A 12,053-nucleotide genomic window follows, 5' to 3' on the forward strand; every position below is an offset into this window, starting at 1 on the left:
GACCGGATGCCGGTGACGGCCCGGGGCACGGACGCGGGATGATGTCCCGCGTGAGCGCCGCCCCGTTGACCGACCGCCGTCTGCTGCCCGAGGTGCACCGGGTGGTGGTGAAGGTCGGGTCCTCGTCCCTGACCGACCCGGACGGCCGGCTCGACCCGCAGCGACTGCGCGCCCTGGTGGACGTGCTGGCCGCCCGGGTGAACTCCGGCCACCAGGTGGTGCTGGTGTCCTCCGGTGCGATCGCCACCGGGATGGACCCGCTGGGTCTGTCCCGCCGGCCCCGGGACCTGGCCACCCAACAGGCCGCCGCCTCGGTCGGCCAGGGATTGCTGGTGGCGCACTACACCCGGGCGTTCGCCGACCACGGACTGCGGGTGGGGCAGGTACTGCTCACCGCCGACGACACGATGCGCCGCGGGCAGTACCGCAACGCCCAGCGCGCCCTGGACCGGCTGTTGGACCTGGGCATCGTGCCGATCGTGAACGAGAACGACACCGTCGCCACCGACGAGATCCGGTTCGGCGACAACGACCGCCTCGCCGCGCTGGTCTCGCACCTGGTGCACGCCGACGCGATGACCCTGCTCACCGACGTCGACGGGCTCTACACCGGCCCGCCGACCCACCCGGGATCGGAGCGGATCGCCCAGGTGCGCGGCCCGCAGGACCTGGAGGGCATCGACGTGACCGCCCGGGGCAGCCGGGTCGGCACCGGTGGGATGGTGACCAAGCTGGAGTCGGTCGCGATCGCCACCGCCTCCGGCATCCCGGTGGTGCTGACCTCCGCGGCCCAGGTGGCCGGTGCGCTGGCGGGGGAGGACGTCGGCACCTGGTTCGCCGCGACCGGTCGCCGGACCTCCACCCGGCTGCTGTGGCTGGCCTACGCCGCGCGCACCCGGGGCCGGCTGGTGTTGGACGCCGGTGCGGTGCACGCCGTGCTGGAACGCGGCAAGTCGCTGCTGCCGGCCGGGGTGACCGCCGCGCACGGCGACTTCCACGCCGGTGACCCGGTGGAGCTGGTCGACCCGGACGGCGCCGTGATCGCCCGCGGGCTGGTGGCCTACTCGGCCGATGAGGTGCCCGACCTGCTCGGCCGGTCCACCTCCGACCTGCGGGCCGACCTGGGCAAGGGCTACGACCGGGAACTGGTGCACCGCGACGACCTGGTGCTGGTGCGGCGTCGCCCGCACTGATCAGCCGTCCAGGCCGACCAATGCCTCGGCCGCGGGCCCCAGATCGTGCAGGCGCAGGTAACCGTCCAGCACCGCGACCGCGGTCCAGGGCAACCAGTGCCGGTTCAGCCCGTAGCCCCGGCGCGGGCCCAGCCCCCAGTGTTCCTGCTGCCAGCCTGGCCCCGCGAGGTCCCAGGTCCGGTCGGCTGTCGCCAGCATGGCCAGTGAGCCGTGGTGCACCAGTCGCGCCACCCGCCCGGGCCACGCCTGGCCGGATCGCAGCGCCAGGTCGGCGAAAGTGGCGGCGTCCGCGACCAGGAACCCGTCCGACATCGTCACCCCCGACGTGATCAGTTGCAGGCCGACAGTGGAGCGTCCCGGCTTCCAGTGCAGGTCCGGCCAGGGGGCATCGGCGGGCATCGGCAGATCGACCAGGTGCACCCAGGATTCGGCCACCCGTCCGGCATGCAGCGCCCGGTCCAACCAGGCGTCCTCACCGGTGCGACGGTGCAGGGCCAGGAACGCCCGGGCCGCGAGGATGGCGCCTTCCTTGTCCACCACGTCCGGGTTGTCCAGGGTCGCTCCGGCATAGGCCAGCCGCTCGCCGACCCGGGCCCACACCTCCTCGCCGGCCCGCACCGCCGCCTCCAGACCGGCCGGGTCCGGACCTGCCGCCTCGATCAGGAACGGCACCACACTCGCGGTGGCGGTCGGCGAGGATTGCAGCACGTCCCCGGTCCCGGCTCGCCAGGCTCTGGGGAATGAACCGTCAGCCCGCTGCTGGCCGCGCAGGAATGCTGCCCCGGACCGGGCCCACGCTCGCCAGCGGTCGGCCGCCGGTCCGGTACGTCCGGCAGCGGCGGCGAGCGCGGCGCGGCCACCCTCGGCCAGGGCACGGGCGAACACGGCGGGGATCCCGTTCAGGTCGCGGTAGGTGGTGACGGCTCCGGTCGCAAGGTCCCAGCCCTCACCGGCCGGTGGATTCAGCGGCAGCGCGGCGAAGGTGTCGAGCACGGCGCTGCCGGTTGCCGCCAGCAGGTCGGCCTCGGCAGGTCCAGTGGGCCCAGTGGCGTCCGGTCGGGGCAGGTCGCCCGCGCGGATCAGGTCCGCGATCCGGAGCAGGCAGGCACCGACGTCGGTCCCCGCGCCCACGAACCCCATCACGGCTGCGGTCGCGCCGGGCACCGGTAGCCCGGTCCGCGGGTCGGACTCCAGCCCGACGCCGGCGCCTCCGGTCGGTGCCGTGCGCACCTGGCCGGCCAGCACCCGCGCGACCGGGAGCAGGTACTCCCGGGCCGCCACCGGCTCAGCGGTCGGCCGGTGCCGTCGCCATGCCGCCTCGCGGGCCTGCGCCAGGTGGGTGGCGCGGTCGGCGGGGGGCATGACGGTCCAGGCCAGCGTCACCCCGTGGCGCAGGCCGTCGCGCAGCGGGTGCAGCGTCATCCGCCAGCCCGGCAGCCCGGTGAGTGGCAGGCCACCGCTGGTGTAGGACCACTCGCCTTCGGCCGCCGGGTAGGCGCCACCGACCTCGACACCGCCGGCGGTGCTGCGGCCGCCGAGCGCCACCAGGTCCACCCGCGGATCGATCACGATCCCGCCGTGCTCGTCCAGGCCGTCGGCGGCGACGGTGGCGCGGGTGCCGCCCTCCCGGTGCACGGTGAGGGCGACGCCGTCCGGGTAGCGCACGGTCAGGTGCGGTGCCGACAGCCGGTCCTCCCGGATCAGCACGTCCCGCAGGCCGGAGCACAGGGCCTCCGGCCCGCCCAGCGTCCAGGCGCTCACCGGGCGGGCGTGGCCGTAGACCAGACCCGGCGCAGTGATCTCCAGCTCGGGCCAGTCCTCGGCCGTGACACGGGCCAGACCGACCGCGCTCGCGAAACCACCGGGTGCCGTCCCCTCGACCCGCACCGAGCGCCGGAGGGTCAGCTGGGTGCCGCCGGACCAGTGATCCTCGACCTGCACGGTGCAGCCGGGGCTGACCCGAACGGTCGCCGTGCCGTGCATCCCGCCGGCCCGATCCCGGCGGATCGCGGTGTACGGCACGGCGACGGTCCGTGGCACCGCCTGGCCTGGTGCCACGACGAGGATCTGCACCGGGGCGGCTGCCCGCCAGCGCCCGGCGGGACAGGACAGTTCGATCCCGGAGCCGTCGGCGACCGGGCGCCGGTCGACGGCGTGGGTGTTCATCCCTTGATGCCGGAGCTGGCCAGGCTCGGCACGATGAACCGCTGGAACACCACGAACATGAGCACGACCGGGATCGTCAGCAGCACCACCCCCGCCATCTGCACCGTCGGCAGGGTGTAGTTCTGCGCCTGGAGGCTGTTCAGTCCCACGGTGAGGACGAACTTGTCCGGATCGTTCACCATCGTGACCGGGATCAGGAAGCTGTTCCAGGTCCAGGTCCCCGCCAGGATCGCCTGGGTCGCGATGCCGGTCATCGCCAGCGGCACCCCGATCTGCAGGAAGGTCCGGAACCGCCCCGCACCGTCCAGCGCGGCTGCCTCGTCGAGTTCGGCGGGCAGGGTGGAGAAGGTCTGGCGCATCAGGAAGATCAGCAGCGGGTTCACCAAGAACGGCACCACCAGGGCGATCAGGCTGTTCAGCCACCCGTAGGAGGCGATCTGCAGGTACAGCGGGATCAGGTAGGCCTGGAGCGGGACCAGCAGGATCGCGATCACCCCGAGCAGCAGCCACCGCCGGCCGGCGAACCGGAACCGGGCCAGTGCGTATCCGGCCAGCGTGTTCACCAGCACCGCTCCGCCGACGACCAGCGCGGTCACCACCAGCGTGTTGCGGTACCAGGTGCCGATCGATGCGTGCTGCACGACGTAGGCGTAGTTCGCCAGCGTGAGGTCGCCCGGCCCGACCAGGTCGAGATAGCGCTCCGGCGGAAGCAGTGACACGTACAGCCCGAAGACCAGTGGTGCGACCATCACCAGGGCGATCACGGTGAGTGTCGTGTACTGGACGCTGCGGGCGATCCGGGACCGCCGGCCCCGGCGTGGCCCACGTACTGGCTGCCTGGCGGTCGCACCTGGGGAGTTCATGAGTTCGTCCTCCGTGCCGCAAGCCGGCTGAGGATGCCGGCCGCGACGATCGCGACCAGCAGGATGACGGTGGCGGCGCTGCCGAGACCGACGGCGTTCAGCCGGAATGCCTGCTGATAGATGAAGATCACGATGGTGGAGGTCGCACCGGCCGGGCTGCCCAGCGTGGTGCCACCCGAGATCACGTAGGCCTGATCGAAGACCTGCACCGCCTGGATGAACCCGGTCAGGACCACGAAGACCGTGAATGGCCGCACCCCGGGCACGGTCACCGACCAGAACCGGCGCAGCACCCCGGCGCCGTCGACCTCGGCGGCCTCGTAGAGGGACGCGTCGATGGATTCCATCCCGCCGACAAAGATGACGATGTACAGACCGACGAACATGTACACGTAGACCAGGACCAGGAAGTACAGCGCAGTCGACGGTTCGGCGTACCAGGTCCCGCCCGGCAGGCCGAGCGCTTCCAGGGAGGCCGACACCGGGCCGCCGGAGACGAACAACTGCATGAAGATCGTGGTCACCGCGACGGTGGAGGTCATGTACGGGACGAAGACCGCCGTGCGCAGCGCGGTCCGCCCCCTGCTGGCGGACACCAGCATCGCGGCGATCAGGATCGCCAGGAGGGTCTGCGCCGGCACCACCAGGGCGATGAATGTGGCGGTGATCCCGAGCGAGCGGCCGAACGCCGGGTCGGCGAACAGCGCCTGGTAGTTGGCCAGCCCGACGAACTCGCGCTCGTCGAAGTGGAACTTGTTCACCTGCTGGAAGCTGAGCAGCACCGACTGCACGATCGGCCAGACGAACCACCACAACAGCAGGGCCACCGCCGGAGCCACCATCGCCCAGGCAGTGAGATTCTCCGGCAGCCGGGCGCGCAGCCGGGTGCGCCAGTCCGTGGCCCGGGGCCGGCTCGTGGGCGGACCACCCGGCCCGGCGGTGCTGCCGGGCCGGGCGGTCAGGTCACTGCCCATAGGTGTCCTGGAGCTGCGAGAGCAGCTCCTCCGGCGTCTGGTTCCCGGGGTTGAACACCAGGTCCTGGAAGCCCGCGACGAGCGCGTTGCCGAACTCCGTGGTCTGCAGCGGGTAGTCGAGCGTGCGCCCGGACTCGATCAGTTCGTCGGTGAAGGCGGCATAGGCGGGCGTGGCATCCCGGTACTGATCGATGTAGCTGGTCATTGCCGGAACCTGGGTGCCCGACTCGAGCAGGTCGGCCTGTGCCTGGTCGTCGGTGAGGATCTCCAGGACTGCCTGAGCCGCAGCCGTGTTCTCGGATCGCGCGTTGATCGAGTACCCACCGCTGTAGGTCACCACCGTCTGCTCGCCGTCCGGGCCGGGCAGCGGCAGCAGGTCGTAGTCGACATCCGGCGCAGTGGCCGCCATGAACGACACGTACCAGGGACCGGCGTCGGACAGAGCGGCGGAGCCGGCGGCAAAGGCCTCGCCGTCCCAGGTAGCACCGAGCTGCTTGGCGGTCTGCGCCCAGCCCTCGCTGAACAGGTCCACCAGATAGGTCAGGCCGGCGACGTTCTCCGGTGAGTCGATGGTGCGGCCGTAGTCGTAGCCGCCGCCGAAGGCGTACAGGTACTGGCTGATGTGGAACAGCGAGTCCAGCAGCACCGTGCCGGTCGCGTCGGTCTGCTCGGTGACCGCCTGGGCGGCCTGCGCGTACTCGTCCAGGGTCCGGGGTGACTCGGTGATGCCGGACTCGGCGAGCAGATCGGTCCGTACCGCGATCCCGGAGTGCTGCAGGAACAGGGGGACGCCGTAGAGCGTGCCGTCGATCGTCCAGCCGTCGATCAGCGAGGACGGATACACCGACAGATCCTTGTCCGTGCTGTCGACCCAGTCGTCCAGCGGCTCGATCACGCCCTCGCTCGCGTACTGCGCGATCGGGGCCGCCCCGTCCCACTGGATGATGTCGGGGGCGGTGTCGCCGGCGAACTCGGTGGGCAGCTGGTTCAGCTGGTCGTCGTAGGTGGGGTAGACCACCGGGGTGATGGTCAGGTCGGGGTAGGCGGCCTCGGCGCGGGCGATCGCGGCGCGCAGGTACTCGCCCCACTCGCCCTCACCGGACCAGCCGATGGTCACCTCGCCGGAGATCGTGCCGTCTCCGGTGCTCGATCCGGCGCTGTCCCCGCCGGAACCACAGGCCGTGACGGCCAGCAGCACCGCCACGGCGGCGCCGAGGGGAGCGGTGGTGCGCCGGGTCGGGCGCCAGGATGTGGGTCGGGACATCGAAAGCCTCCTTGCTCTGACGTGTACTGTCTCGGAACGCGAGCCGTCCGGCGCGCGCACGTGTGTGGTGGGTCACCGCTGTGGCAACCACACCCGCATCTGGGTCGGACCGCGCTCGCCCCACTGGTGGTACGGCCGCAGCTCGACGTCGAGCGGATCGGCCTCGGCCCCGGCGTACCGGACCGCCCGGACCAGCGCGCCGCCCTCCGCGGACGACCGCGGCGGCTCGGTGGTGGGCACCACCGCCACGTCGTGCAGATCGGTGCCGTCCGGCAGCGCCACCGACTCCAGGCACAGGACCACCGGACCCCGCTCCACGGCGACGCAGCCGCGCACGGCGTCCACCCGCCGATCGGGTGCCGTCCAGCGGGGTGCCACGGGCAGGGTCAGCACGATGGTGCTGCCCGCCACCAACGGCACCCGGACCCGGTCGGCAGTCACCGGCAGCGCCGCGCCGTCGACCTCGGCCGTCGCGCCCTGTGCCCAGGCCGGCACCCGGAGCACGAGTGCGACACCGGCGGCCGCCTGGTCCACCTGGATCTCCACCCGGCCGTGTTCGGGATAGGCGGTGCTCACCCGGAGGACCACGGGTGAACCGTCCGGGGCGGTGGTGCGGATGGTGCCGGCCATGTACTGCACCAGGGCCAGCTCCTGCCCGTGCCAGGCGGCGACGTACCCGCCGAGTCCGGCCAGGGTCCGGGCGATGTTGGTCGGGCAACAGGACACCTGGAACCAGGGCGCCCGCTGGCTGGAGGCGGCACGGGGGCTCACCCCGTCCGGGTCGACCGGTGCGCCGTGCACCCGCTGGTGCAGGGGGTTGGCGTAGAAGAACGCCCGGCCGTCTGCTGCCGGTGAGGTGGCGATCACGTTGTAGAGCACGCGTTCGACCAGATCGGCGTAGCGCATCTGTCCGGTGGCCAGGTAGAGCCGCCAGGAGAACATCACGGCCGCCACCCCGGCGCAGGTCTCGGAGTAGGCGCGGTCGGGCGGGAGTTCGTGATCGAGGCCGAAGGCCTCGCCGGTGTGCCGCGAACCCATACCGCCGGTCACATAAGTGCGGGCGGCGACCGTGGCTTCCCACTGCGCCACCAGGGCGTCCAGCAGCTCACGGTCCCCGGTCTCGACCGCGACGTCTACCGCCCCCGCTGCCAGGTACAGCGCGCGTACCGCGTGACCGCGCAGCACGGTGGCGTCCCGGACCGGGATGTCGTCCTGGAAGTAGTCCCGGCCCAGTTCGATGTCGGCCAGGACGCCGTGCCCCCGGCGTTCGACGAACAACCGCGCCTGGTGCAGATACTCCTGCCGCCCGGTGGCGCGGGACAGCTCGGCCAGGGCCACCTCGATCTCGGGGTGTCCACACACCGACTCGATCCCCTCCGGACCGAAGGTCGCGACCACGTGGTCGGCCACCCGCAGCGCGGCACGGACCAGCTCGTCCTCGCCGTGGGTGCGCAGCCTGGCCACCGCAGCCTGGATCAGGTGTCCGGCGCAGTACAGCTCGTGCCCCCACTCCAGATCGGTGTACCGACCCGGCTGTCCGGCCCCGCCGAACCGCGTGCCCAGGTAGCCGTCGGTCGCCTGGGCGGCCACCACCCGTGCCGCCAATCGCTGGTACTGGCCCTCGACCTGCGGATCCTGGGTCCGCGCCGACTCCCAGGCGAGCGCCTCCAGGACCTTGTAGATCTCGGAGTCGGCGAACTCCCGGCCGTTGCGCGGCCCGCCCATGCCCTGCGCGGTGGCGTCGAAGTTGGCCACCCAGCCCAGCCGCTCGAGCCAGCCGAGGCAGTGCTCCAGCGTCGCCTCGTGATTGACGGACTGCCGGGTGCCCCAGAACCCGCCGTCGATCAGCACCTCGTCGATGCCGAGCGGCAGCCGGTCGCCGCGGTGGGGGACCGCCGGGGACATCGGGGTGCGGCGGTGCGGCCGCCCGGTGTTCCCGGCCGGGGTGGTCGACGTCGTCGTCGGTGTCATGTGCGTCCTCGCTCGTGACCGAAATCGCTTTCGGTCGCCGACGCTAACCGAGCGATGGCCGATTCGTCAAAGGGCGTGGGTGCGGGCATGGTGCGCGTGGGTCCGGCGGGGTGCGCGGCCGGTGATCGGGCTCCGCGGCCCGGACCGGCTCGGCTATGCTTCGGCTCAGGCACGAGAATCTCCAGCCCAAAGGGGGCACAGATGGCGGTGGGCAGCGCGGCGGACGGGCGCCCGGCACGACTCGCGGATGTGGCGAGGTTGGCGGGCGTCTCCCCGGCGACCGCCTCCAAGGCGCTGAACAACCGGGAGCAGGTTCGCGCCGAAACTCGCGAAAGAGTAGTTTCGGCCGCTGAGGCGCTGGGGTTCCGGCCGCACAACTCGGCGCGGCATCTCGCCTCGGGCCGATCGCGGACGATCGGGCTGATCACCCACGACCTGGAGGGCCGGTTCTCGATCCCGATCCTGATGGGTGCCGAGGACGTCGCCGGCACCGGGGACGTCTCCGTGCTGCTCTGCGACGCGCGCGGCGACAGCATCCGCGAGCAACACCACCTGCACACGTTGCTCAGCCGACGGGTCGACGGCCTGATCGTGGTGGGTGCCCGCACCGATCCCCGCCCGTCGCTGGGCGCGCTGCCGGTACCGGTGGTCTACGCCTACGCACCGTCCGAGGATCCGCAGGACACGTCGGTCGTCACCGACGACCTGGCCGGTGGGCGGATGGCGGTCGAGCATCTGCTCGCCCTGGGTCGCAGCCGGATCGGGATCGTCGCCGGGGACATCGACTTCCTGGCGGCGCGGCAGCGGGTCGACGGCGCGATGCGCGCCCTCACGGAGGCGGGGCTGGAGCCGGTCGGCGGCACCGCCCTCTACGGCGCCTGGACCGAGGAATGGGGTCGCATCGCGGCCGCGAGCATCCTGGGCCGGCACCCGGAGGTCGATGCACTGGTCTGCGGCAGCGACCTGATCGCCCGCGGCGCCCTGGAGACCGCCCGCGAACGCGGACGCGCCGTGCCGCAGGAGATCGCCGTCCTCGGGCACGACAACTGGGGCCTGATCTCGGACGGAGCCCGGCCCCGGCTCAGCAGCATCGATCTCAACCTCGAGGAACTGGGCCGGAGGGCCGCCGCCCTGCTGTTCGGCGCGATCGACGGTGACCCCCGGCCTCGCACCACCACCATCCCCAGCCGCCTGGTCCCGCGGGGCTCCACCGCCGGCTGACCGGATCGGGGCCCCCCGGACTACGCTGGCCCGATGACCACCACCGCAGCGCAGCCGGCCGCCGAGGTGAGCGAGCAGGTGCTCGCCGTGGCCCGCCGCGCCAAGGCCGCCTCCCGGGCGCTGGCCGTCGCCACCCGCGGCACCAAGGACGCCGCCCTGCACGCGCTGGCCGACGCCCTGATCGCCCAGACCGACCGAATCGTCGCCGCGAACGCCGACGACCTGGAGCGTGGCCGGGCAGCGGGCACCTCCGCCGGCCTGCTGGACCGGTTGGCCCTCACCCCGGAGCGGATCGGCGCGATCGCCGCCGCCCTGCGCGACCTGGCGGCGCTGCCGGACCCGGTCGGCGAGGTGGTGCGCGGTTCCACGCTGCCCAACGGCCTGCGGCTGCGCCAGGTCCGGGTGCCGATGGGCGTGGTCGGGATGATCTACGAGGCCCGGCCGAACGTCACGGTCGACGCGGCCGGCCTGGCGCTCAAGAGCGGCAACGCGGTGATCCTGCGCGGCGGTTCGGCGGCGGCCCGGTCCAACGAGGTGATCGTGGACGTGCTGCGCGAGGCGCTGGTGGAGCAGGGGCTGCCCGGCGACCTGGTGCAGTCGATCGACGCCTGGGGCCGGCCGGGCGGGGTGGCGCTGATGCACGCCCGCGGGCTGGTCGACGTGCTGGTCCCGCGGGGCGGCGCCGACCTGATCCGCACCGTGGTCCAGGAGGCCACCGTCCCGGTGATCGAGACCGGCGTCGGCAACTGCCACGTGTACGTGGACGCGAGTGCCGACCCGGCGATCGCGCTGCCGATCCTGCTCAACTCCAAGACCCAGCGGGTCGGGGTGTGCAACGCCGCCGAGACCCTGCTGGTGCACCGGGACGCCGCGGCCGGGTTCCTGCCCGCCGCGCTGGCAGCCCTGGGCGCCGCCGGGGTGACGGTGCACGCCGACGCCGAGGCGGCCGCACTGGCGCCGGAGGACGTGACCGTGGTCGCCGCCACCGAGCAGGACTGGGCCACCGAGTACCTGTCCCTGGACATCGCGGTGCGGGTGGTCGACGACCTGGACGCCGCGATCGAGCACATCCGGACCTGGACCTCGGGTCACACCGAGGCGATCGTCACCCGTGACCTGGCGGCCTCCGAGCGCTTCGTCGCCGAACTGGACTCCGCCGCGATCATGGTGAACGCCTCCACCCGGTTCACCGACGGCGGGGAGTTCGGACTCGGTGCGGAGATCGGCATCTCCACCCAAAAGCTGCACGCCCGTGGCCCGATGGGCCTCGCGGAGCTCACCACCACCAAGTGGATCGTGCACGGCGAGGGCCAGATCCGTCCCTGACCGCCGACCGTCACGTCCGGGCATGCGACACTGGACCGTTCCCACGACGACCCCTGGAGGACCCAAGTGAACACTGTGCTGCGCGCCGCCGAGGCAGCCGCCGAGCACGGGAACGAGCTGCCCTTCCCGCCCGCCGTGTTCGGGCTGGCCGGCTTCGGTGCCCTGATCGCCCTGCTGTTGGTCACCTACGCCTTCCGGAGTGTCGGCACCCGCCACTGAGGCAGGGCGACGGCATGGCGCAGCGACGGACCCGGCTCGGGGTGATGGGCGGCACCTTCGATCCCATCCACCACGGGCACCTGGTGGCCGCCAGCGAGGTGGCCGCCCGGTTCGACCTGGACGAGGTGGTCTTCGTCCCCACCGGGGCACCCTCGTTCAAGCAGGACGTCGAGGTCACACCGGCCGAACACCGCTACCTGATGACCGTGATCGCCACGGCATCCAATCCGAGGTTCACCGTCAGCCGGGTGGACATCGACCGTCCGGGCCTCACCTTCACCGTGGACACCCTGCGTGACCTCGCGACGGAGCGGCCCGACACCGACCTGTACTTCATCACCGGCGCCGACGCCATCGCCCAGATCCTCACCTGGAAGGACTCCGCGGAGCTCTTCGACCTGGCCCAGTTCGTCGCGGTCACCCGACCGGGACACCCACTGATCCTGGACGGACTGCCCACGCACCGGGTCAGCCAGTGGGAGATCCCCGCGCTGGCGATCTCGTCCACCGACGTGCGAGCGCGCGCCCGGGAGGGACGCCCCGTCTGGTACCTGGTGCCGGACGGTGTCGTCCAGTACATCTCGAAATACCGTCTGTACGAAGGTCAACAGTCATGAGCACACCCGGCACCCCGCTCACCCGGCGGCAGCTCCGTGAACTCGAAGCGGCCCGGCTGGCCGCACAGGGCGGCGCCGACCAGGCGCCCCCGGCCCGGGAGACGCCCGCGACGCCCGGCCAGGGCGGTGGTGCTGCTGCGGCGCCGGCGGACGGGCCCGGCCAGGGTGCTGCGGCGACCCCGGCGTCCGGTTCCGGCGGCGGGGCTGCAAACGTGGCCGGCTCCGGCCAGGGTGGCGCG

10 protein-coding genes and 1 pseudogene are annotated in these 12,053 nt (G+C 72.5%); 6 read left to right on the forward strand and 5 right to left on the reverse strand.

Going from position 1 to position 12,053, the window contains the following annotated elements:
- The first annotated feature begins 41 nt into the window (after positions 1-41).
- Positions 42-1,193 carry a glutamate 5-kinase gene (gene proB, locus HGA03_RS16100; RefSeq protein ID WP_168631317.1) on the forward strand — a complete coding sequence of 384 codons (1,152 nt, stop codon included), beginning with the start codon at positions 42-44 and terminating at the stop codon, positions 1,191-1,193.
- Here the strand turns inward: proB and HGA03_RS16105 are convergent, their stop codons facing one another.
- The 5 genes from HGA03_RS16105 to HGA03_RS16125 all read right to left on the reverse strand — a co-directional run bounded on the left by HGA03_RS16105 (position 1,194) and on the right by HGA03_RS16125 (position 8,431).
- Positions 1,194-3,359, reverse strand: a complete 2,166-nt coding sequence (locus HGA03_RS16105; RefSeq protein WP_168631318.1) for a hypothetical protein — start codon at positions 3,357-3,359, stop codon at positions 1,194-1,196.
- Entirely contained in the window at positions 3,356-4,123 is a 768-nt protein-coding gene (locus HGA03_RS16110; protein ID WP_168631319.1) for a carbohydrate ABC transporter permease, read from the reverse strand. Before HGA03_RS16110 ends, HGA03_RS16105 begins: the two co-directional genes overlap by 4 nt.
- A 95-nt stretch (positions 4,124-4,218) precedes the next feature.
- Positions 4,219-5,196, reverse strand: a complete 978-nt coding sequence (locus tag HGA03_RS16115) for a carbohydrate ABC transporter permease (protein WP_168631320.1) — start codon at positions 5,194-5,196, stop codon at positions 4,219-4,221.
- Complete coding sequence (locus tag HGA03_RS16120) at positions 5,186-6,460, reverse strand: ABC transporter substrate-binding protein (RefSeq protein WP_168631321.1); 1,275 nt, start codon at positions 6,458-6,460, stop codon at positions 5,186-5,188. Before HGA03_RS16120 ends, HGA03_RS16115 begins: the two co-directional genes overlap by 11 nt.
- A 72-nt stretch (positions 6,461-6,532) precedes the next feature.
- Positions 6,533-8,431 (reverse strand): glycoside hydrolase family 127 protein, encoded by a 1,899-nt coding sequence (locus tag HGA03_RS16125; RefSeq protein ID WP_239073563.1) that lies wholly within the window; start codon positions 8,429-8,431, stop codon positions 6,533-6,535.
- 201 nt (positions 8,432-8,632) lie between these two features.
- On the opposite strand from HGA03_RS16125, the gene HGA03_RS16130 reads away from it, so the two are divergent.
- The 5 genes and pseudogenes from HGA03_RS16130 to HGA03_RS16150 all read left to right on the forward strand — a co-directional run.
- Positions 8,633-9,652, forward strand: coding sequence for a LacI family DNA-binding transcriptional regulator (locus tag HGA03_RS16130; RefSeq protein ID WP_168631322.1), 1,020 nt, complete (start codon positions 8,633-8,635; stop codon positions 9,650-9,652).
- A 33-nt stretch (positions 9,653-9,685) separates the two neighbouring features.
- On the forward strand, positions 9,686-10,978 hold the full coding sequence (locus tag HGA03_RS16135) for a glutamate-5-semialdehyde dehydrogenase (RefSeq protein WP_168631323.1): 1,293 nt from the start codon (positions 9,686-9,688) through the stop codon (positions 10,976-10,978).
- Positions 10,979-11,044: 66 nt separating this feature from the next.
- Positions 11,045-11,197 (forward strand): hypothetical protein, encoded by a 153-nt coding sequence (locus HGA03_RS16140; RefSeq protein ID WP_168631324.1) that lies wholly within the window; start codon positions 11,045-11,047, stop codon positions 11,195-11,197.
- A gap of 14 nt (positions 11,198-11,211) precedes the next feature.
- Positions 11,212-11,814: a nicotinate-nucleotide adenylyltransferase gene (gene nadD / locus HGA03_RS16145; protein ID WP_168631325.1), complete on the forward strand. Its 603-nt coding sequence runs from the start codon at positions 11,212-11,214 to the stop codon at positions 11,812-11,814.
- A pseudogene (locus tag HGA03_RS16150) lies at positions 11,811-12,053 on the forward strand (hypothetical protein); the annotation flags it as partial. The gene nadD and the pseudogene HGA03_RS16150, both read left to right, overlap by 4 nt.

Origin of the sequence: Cellulomonas denverensis, assembly GCF_012396125.1 — a bacterium.
Lineage (GTDB): Bacteria > Actinomycetota > Actinomycetes > Actinomycetales > Cellulomonadaceae > Cellulomonas > Cellulomonas denverensis.

Coding starts and splice junctions, on each gene's coding strand:
- proB (WP_168631317.1), top strand. CDS start 42: ATGTCCCGCGTGAGCGCCGCCCCGTTGACCGACCGCCGTCTGCTGCCC.
- HGA03_RS16105 (WP_168631318.1), bottom strand. CDS start 3,359: ATGAACACCCACGCCGTCGACCGGCGCCCGGTCGCCGACGGCTCCGGG.
- HGA03_RS16115 (WP_168631320.1), bottom strand. CDS start 5,196: ATGGGCAGTGACCTGACCGCCCGGCCCGGCAGCACCGCCGGGCCGGGT.
- HGA03_RS16120 (WP_168631321.1), bottom strand. CDS start 6,460: ATGTCCCGACCCACATCCTGGCGCCCGACCCGGCGCACCACCGCTCCC.
- HGA03_RS16125 (WP_239073563.1), bottom strand. CDS start 8,431: ATGACACCGACGACGACGTCGACCACCCCGGCCGGGAACACCGGGCGG.
- HGA03_RS16130 (WP_168631322.1), top strand. CDS start 8,633: ATGGCGGTGGGCAGCGCGGCGGACGGGCGCCCGGCACGACTCGCGGAT.
- HGA03_RS16135 (WP_168631323.1), top strand. CDS start 9,686: ATGACCACCACCGCAGCGCAGCCGGCCGCCGAGGTGAGCGAGCAGGTG.
- nadD (WP_168631325.1), top strand. CDS start 11,212: ATGGCGCAGCGACGGACCCGGCTCGGGGTGATGGGCGGCACCTTCGAT.